This window comes from Microbacterium sp. NPDC089188 (genome assembly GCF_040685155.1).
In the GTDB taxonomy this organism is placed as follows: Bacteria; Actinomycetota; Actinomycetes; order Actinomycetales; family Microbacteriaceae; genus Microbacterium; species Microbacterium galbum.
Genome location: NZ_JBFBHH010000002.1, coordinates 189,309 through 205,708, shown reverse-complemented (window position 1 = coordinate 205,708; position 16,400 = coordinate 189,309). Strand labels below are relative to the sequence as shown.

General features: G+C 72.9%; 13 protein-coding genes and 1 tRNA gene. 4 read left to right on the top strand and 10 right to left on the bottom strand.

The features are described 5' to 3' along the window. Nucleotides 1-7: 7 nt before the first annotated feature. From AB0N80_RS07115 to AB0N80_RS07105, 3 genes are all read right to left on the bottom strand, one after another. Nucleotides 8-79: transfer RNA gene (locus tag AB0N80_RS07115), tRNA-Thr, on the bottom strand. Between the two features lie 67 nt (nucleotides 80-146). Further along, nucleotides 147-1,577 carry a peptidoglycan DD-metalloendopeptidase family protein gene (locus AB0N80_RS07110; protein ID WP_363578303.1) on the bottom strand — a complete coding sequence of 477 codons (1,431 nt, stop codon included), beginning with the start codon at nucleotides 1,575-1,577 and terminating at the stop codon, nucleotides 147-149. A gap of 240 nt (nucleotides 1,578-1,817) precedes the next feature. Further along, nucleotides 1,818-2,615, bottom strand: coding sequence for an inositol monophosphatase family protein (locus tag AB0N80_RS07105; protein ID WP_315995066.1), 798 nt, complete (start codon nucleotides 2,613-2,615; stop codon nucleotides 1,818-1,820). A gap of 61 nt (nucleotides 2,616-2,676) precedes the next feature. On the opposite strand from AB0N80_RS07105, the gene AB0N80_RS07100 reads away from it, so the two are divergent. Continuing rightward, complete coding sequence (locus AB0N80_RS07100) at nucleotides 2,677-4,266, top strand: NAD(P)/FAD-dependent oxidoreductase (RefSeq protein WP_363578302.1); 1,590 nt, start codon at nucleotides 2,677-2,679, stop codon at nucleotides 4,264-4,266. On the opposite strand, the gene AB0N80_RS07095 is transcribed toward AB0N80_RS07100, so the two are convergent. Further along, a complete protein-coding gene (locus tag AB0N80_RS07095; RefSeq protein WP_363578301.1) occupies nucleotides 4,263-5,666 on the bottom strand; it encodes a PLP-dependent aminotransferase family protein in 1,404 nt (467 codons plus the stop codon). The genes AB0N80_RS07100 and AB0N80_RS07095 overlap by 4 nt on opposite strands. 81 nt (nucleotides 5,667-5,747) lie before the next feature. On the opposite strand from AB0N80_RS07095, the gene AB0N80_RS07090 reads away from it, so the two are divergent. Next, nucleotides 5,748-6,422, top strand: coding sequence for a pyridoxamine 5'-phosphate oxidase family protein (locus AB0N80_RS07090; protein WP_363578300.1), 675 nt, complete (start codon nucleotides 5,748-5,750; stop codon nucleotides 6,420-6,422). Between the two features lie 66 nt (nucleotides 6,423-6,488). Here AB0N80_RS07090 and AB0N80_RS07085 read toward each other — a convergent pair whose 3' ends face one another. Next, a complete protein-coding gene (locus AB0N80_RS07085) occupies nucleotides 6,489-9,962 on the bottom strand; it encodes a bifunctional proline dehydrogenase/L-glutamate gamma-semialdehyde dehydrogenase (protein WP_363578299.1) in 3,474 nt (1,157 codons plus the stop codon). Between the two features lie 99 nt (nucleotides 9,963-10,061). On the opposite strand from AB0N80_RS07085, the gene AB0N80_RS07080 reads away from it, so the two are divergent. Next, nucleotides 10,062-10,949, top strand: coding sequence for a LysR family transcriptional regulator (locus AB0N80_RS07080; protein WP_363578298.1), 888 nt, complete (start codon nucleotides 10,062-10,064; stop codon nucleotides 10,947-10,949). A gap of 93 nt (nucleotides 10,950-11,042) precedes the next feature. Here AB0N80_RS07080 and aztD read toward each other — a convergent pair whose 3' ends face one another. The 4 genes from aztD to aztB are packed head-to-tail and all read right to left on the bottom strand — an operon-like array spanning nucleotide 11,043 to nucleotide 15,249. After that, entirely contained in the window at nucleotides 11,043-12,239 is a 1,197-nt protein-coding gene (gene aztD, locus AB0N80_RS07075) for a zinc metallochaperone AztD (RefSeq protein ID WP_363390618.1), read from the bottom strand. Nucleotides 12,240-12,272: 33 nt separating this feature from the next. Then, nucleotides 12,273-13,178: a zinc ABC transporter substrate-binding protein AztC gene (gene aztC / locus AB0N80_RS07070; protein WP_363578297.1), complete on the bottom strand. Its 906-nt coding sequence runs from the start codon at nucleotides 13,176-13,178 to the stop codon at nucleotides 12,273-12,275. Further along, nucleotides 13,175-14,380, bottom strand: a complete 1,206-nt coding sequence (locus AB0N80_RS07065; RefSeq protein ID WP_363578296.1) for an ABC transporter — start codon at nucleotides 14,378-14,380, stop codon at nucleotides 13,175-13,177. The genes aztC and AB0N80_RS07065 overlap by 4 nt, the downstream gene beginning before the upstream one ends. A 14-nt stretch (nucleotides 14,381-14,394) precedes the next feature. After that, nucleotides 14,395-15,249 carry a zinc ABC transporter permease AztB gene (gene aztB / locus AB0N80_RS07060; protein WP_363578295.1) on the bottom strand — a complete coding sequence of 285 codons (855 nt, stop codon included), beginning with the start codon at nucleotides 15,247-15,249 and terminating at the stop codon, nucleotides 14,395-14,397. Nucleotides 15,250-15,296: 47 nt separating this feature from the next. Here aztB and aztA point away from each other — a divergent pair, with 47 nt between their 5' ends. Beyond that, a complete protein-coding gene (gene aztA, locus AB0N80_RS07055) occupies nucleotides 15,297-15,995 on the top strand; it encodes a zinc ABC transporter ATP-binding protein AztA (RefSeq protein ID WP_363578294.1) in 699 nt (232 codons plus the stop codon). On the opposite strand, the gene AB0N80_RS07050 is transcribed toward aztA, so the two are convergent. Then, a complete protein-coding gene (locus AB0N80_RS07050; RefSeq protein WP_315995077.1) occupies nucleotides 15,967-16,395 on the bottom strand; it encodes a MarR family transcriptional regulator in 429 nt (142 codons plus the stop codon). The genes aztA and AB0N80_RS07050 overlap by 29 nt on opposite strands. Nucleotides 16,396-16,400: the final 5 nt, after the last annotated feature.

The window sequence follows — 16,400 nt, the reverse complement described above, 5'->3', positions numbered from 1 at the left end:
ATGCTTGAGCCCCGAGTCAGGATTGAACTGACGACCCCTTCCTTACCATGGAAGTGCTCTGCCACTGAGCTATCGGGGCGTACCCGGATCGCTCCGGGCAACTAGAAGAGAATATCAGACCGAGACACTCTCTTACGAATCGAGGGTCATCCTCCGGCGTGCTGGCGCAGCCAGGCGATCGGGTCGATCGGCGTCGTGCCGTTCTGGAGGATCTCGACGTGGGTGTGCGCACCGAAGGAGCGACCGGTGTTGCCGGTGCGACCGAGGAACTGACCCACGTGGACCTTCTCGCCCTGCGTGACCTGGAGCGAGCCGTATTGCATGTGGCCGTAGCGGCTCGAGACGAGCTGCCCGTCGATCTCGTGGTCGATCAGCACGGTGACGCCGAAGGCGCCGCCCTGCTCGGTCGCGATGCGCACGGTGCCGTCGGCGATGGCCTGAACGGGCGATCCCTCGCCGGGAACGAAGTCGGCACCCTCGTGGAAGCCGCCGTCGCGCATGCCGAAGCCGTACGAGATGGACACACCCACGGCGAAGGGCCACTGGATGGGCGCGGTCGGGTCGTTGACGTAGAAGTCGGACGGGCGGGTGATGCCCGAATCGAGAGCCATCTTCGCGTAGGTCGTGGCACTGTAGCCGTCGTCGGCGCGGTCGACGACACCGGCCTGCGCCTGCGCGGGGGCGACGTAGGCCTGGATCTCGCCGTCGCCGGCGGCGACGTCGCTGCCGCCGACCGCGAGGCGGGTCGTGGCGGACGCGGCCGGAGCCGTGACGCTGTCGGTGCCGCTCGCCGAGGCGAGGGCGCTGACGGGCATGGTCATGCCGACGGTGAGCAGGCCGACGACGCCCATGACGCCCACCGAGAACGACGTGGCCGCGATGCGGCGCACGTTCCGGCGGGTGCGGGGAGCGGCCGCCGCCGCGGCGGGCAGCCCCTCTGCGACAGGCTCCTGGGCCGCGACGATCGGCGACTGGATCGCGGTCTCGCCCGTGAAGGCGAAGAGTCGCGCGGCGGTGGCGAACTCGTCGGCCTCGTCCGCGGACGCGGAGGGCGATGCGACGGGCTCGTCGGCGGCGACGGAGGCCGCGAGCGCGGGGACGGCCACATCCGGGCTCTCGTCGACCGGCTCGGCGGTGACGGCGTCGTCGACGGCGGAGTCGATGATGACCGAGGATGCCGGGCGACGACGCGAGCGGCGGGTGACCGGAAGCGTGATGGGCGAGGTCGGCAGCGAGACCGGGGTGGTGGCCACGTCGCTGTCGGCGCTCTGCAGGATGACGGCGACCTCGTCGGAGCGGCGCTCCTCGACGACGGTGACCTCGAGGGCGTCCGCCTCGTCGGCTGCGGCGCCGTCGGCCGGACCCTCCGCGACAGTGTCGCGGTCGGGCAGCGTCGGCTCGATCGTCGCGGCGATGACGGTCTCCATGACGGCCATCGCGACGTTCTCGATCAGCTCGGGCTGAGAGGCGGCTTCGGCGTCGACGGGGGCCGGATCGGCGGGCTTCGGGGCGGGCTCGTCGACGACCGCGGTGGGTGCTTCGCTCGCGGCGAGACGGCGCATCTCGGCGCGGGTCAATCGCGGAGCGGACTCGGCGGCGGGCGTGGCGAGGGGGCGACGAGACCGCCGGGTCGGGGCGGGCTCAGTCTCGGGGGCTTCTGACGGCAACGCGCGGGGGCTCTCGTGTCGTGTCGCAGGCGCGACGGCTTCGGGCTTTGGGGGCTTGGCCTTTTCCGCAGGTTCGGGTCGCGGAAAAATAACGAACTGGTAAACACCCTACCTCGGGCGGTCTGGGAATGCCATGAGCGCCCCGCCTTTTCACCTGTCGTAGTCGAGCAGGGGCTCCAGGCGGTCGAAGAAGGCCGGCCCGGCGGCGATGACCATGCCGTTGCCGGGGCGCCCGCCGGGCGCCCCACCCACCGTGCCGCCCGCCTCCTGCACGAGGAGCGAACCGGCCGCGTGGTCCCAGGGCTGCGTGCCGCGCTCGTAGTAGGCGTCGACGCGCCCCGCGGCCACCGAGGCCAGGTCGAGGGAGGCCGCACCGATGCGGCGCACATCGCGAGCGATCGGCATGACGCGCGCCAGCTGGTCGAGCGCCGGACCGTGGGTCTCGGGGTTGTAGCCGAAGCCGGTGGCCACGAGGCCGCCGGCGGGGCCCACCTCGCTCACCGCGAGACGTCGGTCGCCGAGCCACGCTCCCCCGCCGCGCGAAGCCGTGAACAACTCGCCCGTGACGGGGTTGAAGACGGCTCCGGCGAGCGCCGTCCACGCCGCCGTCTCGGCGGTGCCCTCGACCGCGGCGATGCTGACGGCCCACGCCGGGATGCCGTAGGCGTAGTTCACGGTGCCGTCGATGGGGTCGACGACCCAGGTGATCCCGCTCGTGCCCTCCTCGGCCCCGGACTCCTCGCCGAAGAACCCGTCGTCGGGTCGCTCGCGCGCGAGCTCCGCGCGGATGAACGCCTCCACCTCACGATCGGCGGCGGTGACGATGTCGGCGGCGGCCGACTTGGTCGCGGCCACCGTCACCCCCTCCTGTCGACGGCGATGGGCGAGTTCGCCGGCCTCACGGGCGATGCGCGCGGCGATGTCGAGCAGTTCTGCGGGAAGGGTCATGGCATCCACGCTAGTGCGCCACCCCCTGCGCGGAATTCGTCGCCCTGGTTAGCGTGGGGTCATGACCGCTTCGGATTCTCGCCGGTACGACGTCGTCATCGCGGGGGCCGGGCACAACGCCCTGGTCGCCGCGGCCTACCTCGCCCAGGCCGGGCGCCGCGTGGCGGTGATCGAGAAAGCCGAGGCCGTGGGCGGTGCCGCCGTCTCGGAACGCCCGTGGTTCGGCGTCGATGCCCGCCTGTCGCGCTACTCCTACCTGGTGAGCCTGCTGCCCCAGAAGATCATCGACGACCTCGGGCTGCGGATCACGCTCAAACGGCGTCGGTACTCGTCGTACACACCCGACCCGCGCGATCCGTCCCGCGGAATCCTGATCGACACCCAGGATGCCGAGGCGACCACCGCGTCGTTCGTCCGGACCCTGGGCGACGAGGGCGCCGCCGAGGCGGAGCGGTTCTCGGCCTTCGGCGAGCGCCTCGCCCCGCTGGCCGCGGCGGTGTTCCCGACGATGACGGATCCCCTGCCGACCGCCGAGGAGCTGCGCGCCCGGGTGGGCGACGACGACCTGTGGGACGCGCTGACGACACGACCCCTGGGCGACCTGCTGCGGCGGTCGTTCGAGAGCGATCTCGTGCGCGGCATCGCCCTCACGGACGGACTCATCGGCACCTTCGCCACCTCCGACGACCCCTCGCTCGTGCAGAACCGCTGCTTCCTGTACCACGTGATCGGCGGAGGGACGGGCGACTGGGACGTGCCCGTGGGCGGCATGGGTGCCATCACGAAGGAGCTCGAGCGAGCCGCTCTCGAGGCGGGTGTCGAGATCTTCACCGGCGTCGAGGTCGTCTCGATCTCGCCCGACGGCGACGTGCACACCATGACCGACCGCTCCGAGGTGTTCCACGGCGAGCTCGTGCTCAGCGGCGTGGGCCGCGCCGCCCTCGACCGATTGCTGTCCGCGGGCGGGAGCGCGACCACGGGCGCCGAGACGCCCGAGGGCGCTCAGGTCAAGGTCAACATGCTGCTGTCGCGCCTTCCCCGCCTGCGCGACGGATCGGTCACTCCCGAGGCCGCCTTCTCGGGGACCTTCCACGTCAACGAGACCATGACCCAGGTGGATGCCGCGTACGCGGCGGCATCCGGAGGGCTCATCCCCGAGCCGCTCCCCGTCGAGATCTACTGCCACTCGCTGACCGACCCGTCGATCCTGGGCGACCACCTCGTCGCGGACGGCGCACAGACGTTGACGATGTTCGGACTGCAGGTGCCGCACCGGCTCATCGCCGACATGGATCCCGTCGCCGCGGGCGCGAAGCTGCTGGCGGCGGCGCAGGCCTCGCTCGAATCGGTCATCGCGGAGCCGCTGCGCGACTGCATCCTCCGCGCCCCCGACGGGCGACTCTGCATCGAGGCGCGCACGACCCATGACCTCGAGGAGTCGCTGAACATGATCGGCGGCGACATCTTCCACGGCGCACTGTCGTGGCCGTGGCTCGACGCCCCCGCGTCGACGCCCGCCGCCCGGTGGGGCGTCGCGACACCTCACCCGCGCGTGCTGGTGTGCGGCTCCGGCGCGCAGCGCGGCGGGGCGGTCAGCGGCATCGGCGGGCAGAACGCGGCGATGGCGGCGCTGGAGATCCTCGAGGGCTAGAGACCGCGCGCCACCGCGATGATCCGGCCGACGGCATCCATCAGGGAGGGCGTGGGCGGCTCGGCATAGCCGAACACGATGCCCGCGGGCAGGTCCGCGGCGGTCCCCGGCACCGCATAGGACGACAGGGGCGAGACCAGGATGCCGAGGGCGGCGAGCGCGTCGACCATCGCCCGCTCAGACGCCGGTGGGGCGTCGTCGAGCAGCACCACCGCGTGCAGCCCACCGTCGGTCGCGGTCAGCGTCACGCCGTCGACCGCGGCGAAGGCATTCAGGAGCAGCCGGCGGCGGTGGCGGTAGTCGCGGCGGCGGCGAGCGGTGTGCCGGGCCAGAGCTCCCTCCGCCAGATAGAGGGCGAGCGCGCGCTGCTGGACCTGCGACACCGGCGGGTCGAGGTCGGTGCGCGCCTCGACGATCCGATCGCGCAGGACACCGGTCGCGACGATCCAGCCGCAGCGCAGCGCCGGACTGAGCACCTTCGACAGCGTGCCGATCGACACCACGTTCGCGGGATCGAGCAGATGCAACGGCGGCAGGGGCATCCGGCCGTGCGGGAACTCGCTGTCGTAGTCGTCCTCGACGACGACCGCGCCGACGCGCGATGCCCCCTCCAGCAGGCGGGAGCGGGCAGCGGCATCCAGTCGGCTTCCCAGGGGGTAGTGATGATGCGGGGTCACGATCACGGCGTCGAGGTCGTCGTGCGCCTCGAAGGCGTCGAGGTCGAACCCCCTATCGAGCCGGACGGGCAGAAGCACCGCCTCCGCGCCGAGGCGGCCGAGCAGGCGACGGACACGCGGGTAACCGGGGTTCTCGATCCCCACGCGCAGGCGGGAGCCGCGGGGCGAGAGGGAGAGCAGGGTGAGCAGCATCGCGTCGCTCGTGCCCGCGGTGACGATGACGTCGTCGGGTGCGAGGTCGAGGCCGCGGGTGCGCCCGAGGTGGGCCGCGATCGCCGCACGCAGCGCGGGGTCGCCCGTGACATCGGCCACGTCGGGCGCCACCTCGATCGCGCTCGCCCGACGCCAGGCCGACCGCCACGCGACGTCGGCGATGCCCGCGGTGCCGGGGCGACCGGGACGCAGGTCGACGACCGGGGCGCTCAGCGCGGGCACGGGCGACGTCGACGTGGCGGCGGACGACGCCGCGACCGGGCGCGCGATGTCGGCGACCGCCGTGCCCCCGCCTGGTCGGGCGACGAGATACCCCTCCCCCGCGAGGATCTCGTAGGCCGACACGACCGTCCCGCGCGCGAGCCCGAGGTCGGCCGCGAGCGCGCGTGTCGACGGCACGTCGTCACCGCCGCGGACGCGCCCGGCCAGCACCGCCGCTCGGATCCCGCGCGCGAGCTGTTCGTGCAGCGGGACGGGCGCGCTGCGATCCAGGATGCCGACGTCGATCACGACCCGATTCTGTCACCGGTCCACTCGATCGCCACAGAACCGGACTAGGCCATGATCCACGCGGCGGGGTGAGATCGACCCATGACCGATCTGCCCCTGACGACCCTGACCCGTGTGCGCCGCGGAGCCCACCACCAGGTCACCGACCGCGCAGCCTTGTACGACGTGATCGACGGCGCCCTGTCCGCCACTCTCGCAATCGTGCGCGACGACCGCCCGATCGCCCTCCCGGTCGGCATCGGCCGCGACGGCGACGACCTCCTCGTGCACGGGTCGACCGGCAGCGACTTCTTCCGCCGCCTCGCCGCGGGCGCGCCCGTCTGCGTCACGGTGACGCACCTGATGGGGCTGAAGTACGCGCGCTCCCTGTTCGACAGCTCGATGCGGTACCGGTGCGCGGTCGTGCACGGCGTGGCATCCGTCGTTCCGCCCGAGAAGAAGGAGGCGGCTCTGCTCGCCCTGTCGGAGCACCTCATGCCCGGGCGCAGCTCCGACGTCCGGCCGATGAACGCCCGCGAGCTCGCTGCGACGATGGTGCTGCGCATCCCCCTCGCCGAGGCGAGCGTGAAGGACAACGCCGGGTCGCTCGTCGAGGAGGACGACGACGGCGAGGATCGCCGCGTCTGGGCGGGGATGCTGCCGCTGCGGGTCGTCGCCGGAGAGCCGGTGCCGTCGGCGCAGACGACGGAGGGGACGCCGGTCCCCGCCTCGGTGCGCCGCGCGGCGGAGCGCATCGCGGCGTCGGGCATGGCGTAGCCGCGACCGGACACGGGAAAGGCGGGGCCGCCCCGGAAAAAGGAGCGACCCCGCCTTCGACGACGTTCAGCGGCGGACGAGGGGCGGCACCGCGTACCGGCGGGGCGTGCCGAACCGGTGCGCGGTGATCGACACGGCCTGCTCGCGCAGGAACGGCAGCAGCTCGACGTGTCCGGCTCGCGTGACCTCGCCGGCGTAGACCGCGACAGACGGCGACCCCCCCGTGGCCTCGGCGACGGCGAGCGTCGAGCCGCCCAGCAGGCGCACGCGCCCGCCGGTGCGCGCGAGGCGCGCCGCGCGGCGAGCCCAGTCCGCGGCGTCCTCCACCGCGGCACGGACGCCCACGCCCTCGAGCCATGCGCGCACGGCGGGCGACAGCTCGGCGGCGGCGCTCACGGTCACGACGGAGCCCGCCCGCACGCCCGCCGCGACCACGCGCACGAGGGCGGACGCCGACGCGTCCTCGACCCGCACGGTGACCGGCACGGCGGCGTAGCGCAGCACGTTCTGCTCCGACTCCAGCGCGGTCACGTCACGGGCGAGCGAGAACTCCTCGGCCCACGCGGCGGCGTCGCTCGCGAGCGCCTCGGCGAGCCAGTCGCGGTCGGCGGCGGGCACGGCGGCCAGCGCCGGGGCGGCGAGGGCGTCGGGCGTGCGAGGCGTCGAGGTCTCGGCATCCGCCCACGTTCCGAACCCGAAGAGGTAGTGCGGTCCGCCGGCCTTGGTGCCCGCGCCGACGGCAGACTTCTTCCACCCGCCGAACGGCTGCCGCTGCACGATCGCGCCGGTGGTGCCGCGGTTGACGTAGACGTTGCCGGCTTCGATGCGCGCGAGCCAGGTGTCGATCTCCGCGGAGTCCAGCGCGTGCAGCCCCGAGGTGAGGCCGTACTCGATCGCGTTGACGATCTCGATCGCCTCGTCCAGCGTCTCGGCGGTCATGATGCCGAGCACGGGTCCGAAGTACTCGGTGCGGTGGAAGGCGCTGCCGGGCTGGACGCCCTCGCGGATGCCGGGGCGCCACAGCGAGCCGTCGTCGTCGAGCTTCTTCGGCTCGACCACCCAGCGCTGGCCGGGCTCGAGGGTCGTGAGCGCCTGCAGGAGCTTGCCGTGCGCCGGCTCGATGAGCGGCCCGACGCGCGAGGCCTCGTCCCACGGCATCCCGACCTCGAGCGAGGTGACCGCGTCGACGAGCTGGTCGCGGAAGCGACGCGAGCGCGCCACCGAACCGACGAGCACGACGAGGGATGCCGCCGAGCACTTCTGCCCCGCGTGTCCGAACGCCGACATCGCGACGTCCTTCGCCGCGAGGTCGAGGTCGGCGCTGGGCGTGACGATCACGGCGTTCTTGCCGCTCGTCTCGGCGAGCAGCGGCAGGTCGGGGCGGAACGAGCGGAACAGCTCGGCCGTCTCGTAGGCGCCGGTCAGCACGACCCGCTCGACGGCGGGGTGGGTGAGGAGCTGTCGTCCGAGGTCGTTCTCGGACACCTGCACGAGCTGCAGCACCTCACGCGGCACGCCGGCCTCCCACAGCGCCTCGACCATGACGGCGCCCGAGCGCTCGGCCAGGGCCGCGGGCTTGATGACGACGGCGGATCCGGCGGCGAGCGCCGCGAGGGTCGAGCCGGCGGGGATCGCGACGGGGAAGTTCCACGGCGGCGTGACCACGGTCACACCGACCGGGGTGAAGGTCCCGCCGTCGACGGTCTCGAGGGTGCGCGCCTGCTCCGCGTAGTAGTGGGCGAAGTCGATCGCCTCCGACACCTCGGGGTCGCTCTGCTCGATGACCTTGCCGCACTCGGCGCCCATGACCTCGAGCAGGTCGGCGCGGCGCTTCTCGAGCGCATCTCCGGCGCGGTGCAGGATCTCGGCGCGACCGGCGGCCCCGAGCGCGCGCCACGACGCGGCGGCGTCCGCGGCATCCTGCATGATCGCGTTCAGCGCGGTCTCGTCAGTGACCGTGTGGTCGGCGATGGTCTGCGCGCCGAGGGTCGACTCCTCCATGCGAGCGACGATCGCCCGCGACCAGTCGCGGTTCGCCTCGATCGCCGGGTCGGAGTCGGGGGTGTTGCGGAAGCCGTGAATCGGCGCGGGGGCCGCGGCAGCAGTGCGGTCCTGCACGCGGTTCGATGCGGGAGTGCCCTCGGGCATGTCGGCGAGGGATGCCAGGAAGCGGTCGCGCTCCCGGGCGAACAGAGCCGCATGGGTGTCGAGGTCGAAGACCGCCGACATGAAGTTCTCGCTCGACGCCCCCTCTTCGAGGCGGCGGATCAGGTAGGCGATCGCGACGTCGAACTCCTGCGGGTGCACGACGGGGGTGTAGAGCAGGATCGAACCGACCGTGCGACGCACGACGGCCTGCTGCGCGGTGGCCATGCCGAGGAGCATCTCGACGTCGATGCCGCCGGTCACGCCGCGGCGCTCGGCGAGGAGCCAGGCGAGGGCGACGTCGAAGAGGTTGTGCCCGGCGACGCCGATCCGCACGTTCGCGGTGTGCTCGGGGCGCAGCGCGTAGTCGAGCACGGCCTTGTACGAGGCGTCGGTCGCCTGCTTCGACGGCCAGGTGGCGAGCGGCCAGTCGTGCACGTCGGCATCCACGCGTTCCATCGGCAGGTTCGCGCCCTTGACGACGCGCACCTTGATGTGGGCTCCCCCGGATGCCACCCGCGCGGCGGTCCATTCCTGCAGGCGGATCATCGCGGCGAGCGCGTCGGGGAGGTAGGCCTGCAACACGATGCCGGCCTCGACGCCGTGGAACTCGGGCTCGCCCAGCAGCGCCTCGAAGACGGCGAGGGTGAGGTCGAGGTCTTTGAACTCCTCCATGTCGAGGTTCAGGAACGTGCCCGTCTCCTTCGCGACCCGGTACAGGGGGCGCAGGGCCGCCACGGCATCGGCGACGGCCGCGTCGAACGCCCACGGCGTGTGCGGGGCGACGGTGGACGACACCTTTATCGAGACGTAGTCGACGTCGTCGCGCGCGAGAAGCTTGCGGGTGCCGGCCAGACGACGCGCGGCCTCCTTCTTACCGAGGATCGCCTCACCGAGCAGGTTCACGTTGAGGCGGATGCCGTCTCCCCGGCCGCGGATCGAGGTGATGGCCTCGCCGAGCTTGCGGTCGGTGGCGTCGACGATGAGGTGGCGCACCATCGAGCGCAGCGCCGTCCGCGCGGCGGGGACCACGGCCTGCGGCAGGATCGGCGCGGCGAAGGCGCCGAGACGGATCGCGGCCTTGAGGTGCAACGGGAGGAACCCGGGGATGAGCGGGGTGAGCGCCGCGAGGTTGCGCGCGGCGACGCGCACGTCCTCGGGACGCACGACGCCGTCGACGAATCCCACCGTGAAGTCGAGGCCGTGCGGGTCGCGCAGCACGCCGGCCAGGCGCTGGGCCGAGACATCGACCGGCTCCTCCCGGCTCTCGGCGAGCCAGCGGCGCACGAGGGCGATCGCCTCATCGGCGAGCTCGGCGGGCGACACGAGCTCCTGCGGCGACGGCGGAGCGGGGGTGGTGCCGGACGTGGTGTCGGGGACATCGGTGAGCGACATGGCGATCCTTCCTCGGATGCTCTCAGCATGGGGTTCGCATCCGTTCGAGAAAAGCGATGAATACTGACGCATACTGATCGAGAGAACCGAAGGGATGCCGTGTTCGATCTGCGCCGACTCCGCCTGCTGCACGAACTGTCGGTGCGGGGCACCCTCGCGGCCGTCGCCGAGGCCCTGTCGTACAGTCCGTCGACCATCTCGCAGCAGCTCGCCCTGCTCGAGAAGGAGGCGGGGGTCGCGCTGCTCGAGCCCGACGGACGGCGGGTGCGCCTCACCGCGCAGGGCGCCGCTCTGGCCGCGCACGCCGCCCGTATGCTCGCCGCCGACGAAGCCGCTCGCGCCGAACTCGAACGCATGCGGCCCTCGCTCGCCCCGGTGCGAGTGGCCGTGATGCAGTCCGCGGCGCACGGTCTGCTCCCGCGCGCCCTCGACGCCCTCGCCGCCAGCGAGCCGCAGCTGCGCGTCGAGGTGGCCGAGCTCGCCCCCGAGGAGGGACTGTTCGAGGTGGCCGCCCGCGGCTTCGACCTCGCCGTCGCCGAGCAGTACCCGGGTCACACCCGCGAGCATCGCGAGGGCCTGGAACGCGGACTCCTCGGACGGGATGCCATCCGCCTGGCCGTCGCGCCGGGCGATGCGGCGCACCGGCTCGAGGATCTCCGCGACCGCGCGTGGGTGATGGAACCGGTGGGCACCGCCGCTCGTCAGTGGGCCACCCAGCAGTGCCGGGCGGCGGGGTTCGAGCCCGACGTGCGGTTCGAGATGGCCGATCTCACCGCGCACGCGCGGCTCGTGGCATCCGGTCACGCCGTCGGCATGATCCCCGACCTCGTGTTCGCGGGTGAGGCGCCGCCCGTGCGACTCGTGGACCTGCCGGGCGAGCCCCGACGCGAGGTGTTCACGGCCGTGCGCCGCGGAACCGCCGACCGCCCCGGCGTCCGCGCGGTGCGCGCGGCGCTGCAAGTGGCGTACGACCGGGGCGGACGGTGAGACGCACCCGGGTCGCAGACGCGCACTCCCCTCGCAGAAGTCCGCCGCGGCCCGGTGAGGACGCGCGCATCTGCGAGGGGAGCCGAGCGCCGCTTACTTCGTCAGGGCGATCTCGTTCGGCGTCTGCGCGAGCGTCACGCTCTTCACGACCTCGCCGGTGGTGAGATCGACCGCGTGCACGGTGTTCTTCGCCGGCTCGGTGACGTAGGCGATGTCGCCCGAGACCTTGATGGCGGGGTGGGCGTCCTGCCACTCGACCGGGCCCTCCCAGGCGTCGATCACCGGGAAGGCGTCGGTGAACTCCCCCGTCGCCGGGTCGAGCACGTGGATCGCGCCGTCCGACGAGAGCACGTACGCGAGCTCACCGGGACCCCGCGCGACGTCGCGGAAGGTGTACTCCGCACCCTCGGGCATGTCGATCACGCGCTGGGTCTTCGCGGCGGTGTCGATCAGCGCCACGCGGTGCAGCAGGTAGCCCTCGGCATCCCGGTCGTCCTTGTAATCGCCGACGACGAGGGCGCTGCTCTCGCTCACGTAGGCGTTGCCCATGCGGCCGTAGGGCTGGTCGGGGGCGGTGAGCTTGGTGAACGCACCGCCGTCGAACACGAGCGCGCCGTTCTCGCAGCCGAACACGACGACCTCGTCCTTCGCGGTGCCCTCGCCGTGCACGCCCGGACAGTCGGCGCTCTCGGCGATGGTGGAACCCGCGGCATCCTTCGCCACGACGCCCGTGCGGCCGTCGGCGGTGCCCACGGTGGTGAGGAACGTGCCGTCCTCCAGCACGATCGAGACACCGTGGTGCGCCTCGACGCCGGGGACGGTCTGCACCGCGGGAAGAGAATCGGTGGATGCCAGGAGGGCGTCGCTGTCGAAGATCGTCGAGTCGCTCGTGCCGTCGGCGTAGAGCACGGTCGTCCCGCCGTGGGTGACGACGTGACCGGGCTTGGACGCCTCGAACACGAGGTCGGTGAGCTCCGGCTCGACGCCGGAGGCGCCGGCATCCAGCACCTGGAAGCCCGCGCTCGTGGTGACCATGACGTGACGGCCGTCGCCCGCGGGGTTGAGCCGGGTGAACTCCTCGCTCGGCATGTCGCCGAGGGTCTCGAGGGTGTCGCCGTCGAGCACGAGGATGCCGCCGGGGTACGACAGGGCGACCCGGGTCGCCGCGTCGGCGGGGGCGCTCGACGCGGGGGCGGCCGAACCGGCGCCGCCCGCACAGGCGGACAGGCCGACGGTCGCGCCGACCGCGAGCGCGAGCAGGCCCGCGCGGCGGAAGGAGGAAGTGCGCATGTGATTTCTCTCTCTCAGGTGGTGACCGGTCGCTTACGGCGACAGGCCGGTGGCGATGCGCTCCGTGTTGACGCGCATCATGGTCAGGTAGTCGGGGGCGTCGCCCGCGGCGTCGGTGAGCGACTCGGTGAACAGCTCGGTCACCTCGACCCGCCGATCGGCCTCGTCGGCGAGCGCGCGCACGAGTCGATCCGGGGACGACGACTCCGCGAAGATCGTCGGCACTCCCGCCGCATCGATCGCCGCGACCAGGTCTGCCAGGTCGCTCGCACTCGGTGCGGCGAGGGTCGTGCCGCCGGGGATGACCGCCCCGATCACGCGGAATCCGAACCGATCGGCGAGGTAGCCGAACACGTGATGGTTGGTCACCAGCGCCCGCCGCTCGGCCGGGATGGCGGCGAACGCGGCCGTCATGTCGGCATCCAGCGTCGCGAGCTCGGCGCGATACGCGGCGGCGTGGTCGGCGACGGCGGTCCCGCCGAACTCCTCGAGCACCGGCGACAGGGCGTCGACGACCGCGATCATCTGCGCGGGGTCGGTCCAGAAGTGCGGGTCGTCAGCGCCGTCGGCGTCGGTCGAGCTGTAGGGCAGCACCTCGACGGCGTCCCCCGCGACGAAGGTCGCGACGCCGTCGGCGGACGCGGCGTCGAGGTGCTGCTGCAGCCCCTCTTCGAGCCCCAGGCCGTTGGCCACGAGCAGGTCGGCCGAGCGCATGCGGGCGGCCTCGGCCGCCGAGATCTCGAACGAGTGCGGATCGGCGCCGGGGCGCATGAGGGTCAGCACCTCGACCTCGTCACCGGCCAGATGCGAGACGACGTCGCCGAGGATGTTCGTCGTCACGACGACCAGCGGGCGGTCGGATGCCGCTCCCCCGGCGCACCCGGTCAGCGCGAGCAGTGCGGCGGTCAGCGCCGCGGCGAGCGCCCGTCGCCCCGTCATCGGCCCGTCTCCGCGACGAAGAGCGGAACATCCTCGGGCGTGAACTCCCGCGCGACGCGCGCGCCGTCGGCGAAGTCGAGCTCCCACAGGCGACCCTCCGCGGGGCCGTTGAGGTAGGCGCGCTGCTGATCGGCGATCAGCGACACCGGGTTCCCGGCGGCGAGGCTCGCGCCCACCAGCGGTACGGATGCCGCCCGCAGCTCCCCCGTCTCGCCGTCGAGCACGAGCACACGCCCGTCCGCCGTCAGAGCGAGCAGGTGGGCGTCCTTGTCGTCGACGGCCGTGGCCTGCACGACCGGCTCGGCCGTCGGCACGAGGTTCCAGGTGCGCTCTCGGGTGTCGAGCATCCAGACGCCCGCCTCCCCGGCGGGGGCGGCGACGGTCGGGCGGCCCTCGCGGTTCGCGAAGACCGTCGCGCGCGGCGCGGTCGTCCCCGCGGGGTAGGCGATCCGCTCGATGACGGGGCCCGCGTCTGCGACCGTGACGAGGAGCGCCCCGTCGCGGCATCCGATGACCGCTCCGACCCGCGTGGTGATGGTGCCGGCCGGGTCGATGCACGGGGTGGGTGCGCCCACCTCGTCACCGTCGGCCGCGTGCAGGGTCACCTCGCCCGCCGAGGCGACGGCGGCGAACGATCCGACGGGGATGACCAGGCCCCCTCCGGCGGGACGCTCGAGCCGGAACCGCTCGACGACCTCGCCCTTCGACAGCGCCTCGGTGTCGAGGAGCACCGCCTCGCCCGAGGCGGGGAAGAACAGCCCCGTACCTCCCGTCGTCGACGAGTTCGACGTCGCCACGGTCGCCACTCCCCGTCCCTCGACGGAGCCGAGCACCCGCGCCTCGGCCCGGTAGTAGTGGAAGTGGTCGACGTGGTCCCAGGTCCACACCCCGCTGTCCACGATCGAGACGCCCTCGTCGTCGGCGGCGAACAGGTACCGCCCGTCGGAGTGCACCGAGGAGGGCGCGCGCACGCTGCCGATCTCGACGGTCGTCTCCTCGAGCAGGTCGAGGTGCGAGACGCTCCCCGCGGCGTCGATGGTCGTGAGGCCCAGGGCGGGTTCGGCGAGCTCTGCGGCGCCGTCGATCGCGCCGTGGGTGTCGGCGGAGGGCTCCGGGGCGGGCGCGGCCGGAGCGGCGCAGCCGGTGAGGACGAGGAGACCGAGAGCGCCCAGGAGGGCGCAGCGGCGGGGGGCGGAGAGCATGGGGGGCCTTCGGGTCAGACGGAAAGAGGAATGGGGGATGCCGCGCGGCGGCGGACGGCGTCGACGGTCGCGCGGAGCACCCACGACAGCCCGGCGCCGGCGATCGCGGTCGCGGCGATGGTGGCGCCCGCGGCGGTGGCCGCGTGCCAGGAGACGAGCAGGCCCACGGCGACGGCGGCGGAGCCCACGACGGCGGCGAGCAGCATGGTCGTCGGGATGCGCGCGGTCCACTGCCGCGCCGCCACCGCAGGGGCGACGAGCAGACCCACCACCAGGAGCGAGCCGACCGCCTGGTACGACGCGACCACGGCGAGGGTGACCAGGCCGACGAGCACCGTCTGCGCGATCCGGGGGCGCAGCCCCAGCACCGTCGCGACGCGCTCGTCCACGGCGGCGGCGACGAGTGCGCGATGGGCGAGCACCGCCGTGGCCACGCCGATCGCGGCGGCGATCGCGAGCACGACGAGATCGTCCGCACCGACCGCGAGGATGTCGCCGAACAGGATCGCCGTGGCATCCGTCGCGAAGCTCCCCGCGTGCGAGATGACGATCACACCGAGCGCCAGCATGCCGACGAACAGCAGCCCGATGCTCGTGTCGTACGAGAGCTTCGCCCGGCGCTGGAGGGCGCCGATACCGAGGCTCATCACGATGGCACTCGCGGCCGCACCGAACAGCACCGGCACGCCCGCGACGGTCGCGAGGGCGACGCCGGGGAGCATCCCGTGGGCCAGCGCCTCGCCCAGGAAGGCCATCCCCCGCACGATCACCCAGGTACCCGCCACCGCGCACAGCACGGCCACGAGGAGGCCGCCCCACAGCGCACGCATCACGAAGTCGAGGGAGAAGGGATCGGTGAGCCAGGACACGATGTCCGACCGTAGCGTTAAGTGATAACGATTCTCAAACTCGTATGATGGATGCCGTGCACCCCCCTCCCGAACCCGTCGCCGCCCTCACCGCCCACGCCGTGCGCGTGTCGTTCGGCGACACGACCGCACTCGACGGAGTGGGGCTCGTCGTGGTGCGCGGCCGTCTCACCGTGATCGTCGGCGCCAACGGCGCCGGCAAGTCGACGCTGCTCGAAGTCCTCGCGGGGGCTCGCGAGCCGTCGTCCGGGCGCGTCGACACCCACGGGTCCTCACGCTCGTTCGTCCCGCAGCGCGCGGCGGTGGGCGAGCACCTCCCCTTGACCGTGCGCGACGTCGTGACGATCGGCGCATGGGGACGAACGGGGCCCTTCCGCCGCCTGCGGCCCGCCGACCGCACAGCCATCGACGACGCCCTGCGCCGCCTCGACATCGCGGATCTCGCGCGGCGCCCCTTCGGCATCCTGTCGGGCGGCCAGCGGCAGCGGGCCCTCCTCGCCCAGGGGCTCGCCCGCGGCGCCGACGTCCTGCTGCTCGACGAACCCACGACCGGCCTCGACGCGGCGAGCGCGAAGCTCAACCGGACGGCCGTCGCCCGCGAGATCGAGCACGGAGCCACGGTCGTGTGCGTCAGCCACGACCAGCGCCTCATCGCCGCCGCCGATCACGTCGTCGAGCTGGCCGACGGCCGCGTCGTGCGCAGCGGGGTCGAAGGCGTCAGCTTCGAGCGCGAACGCGCTCGGTGATGCGCGCGAGCATCTCCGCGGCGGCGGCAGCGACGTCGGCCGGCTCGGAGCGAACAGCCTCTTCGACCTCGCGGGGGAAGCGTCGCAGCGCCACCCACGGCTCGTCATCCATGTCGACCTCGAGGTAGATGTGGTTGACGCGGCGATCCTCGGCGTCGAGTTCACGTCGCAACAGGCCACGGCCGATCAGGCGATCGACGAGCGTCGTGACACCGGCGGCGGTGACTCCGAGATGCGCGCGCAGGTTGGACGGGCGGATACCGGGCTCTTCGGCGATGCACGACATGGCCGACGCCTCGAGTTCGCTGACGTTCAGGTCACGACGCGCACGGGCGATGGCCTCGTCGCGGGCCGCGACGTAGTCGTCGAGCGCCGAGAGCAACGCAGAGGGAAGCGACATGTCGA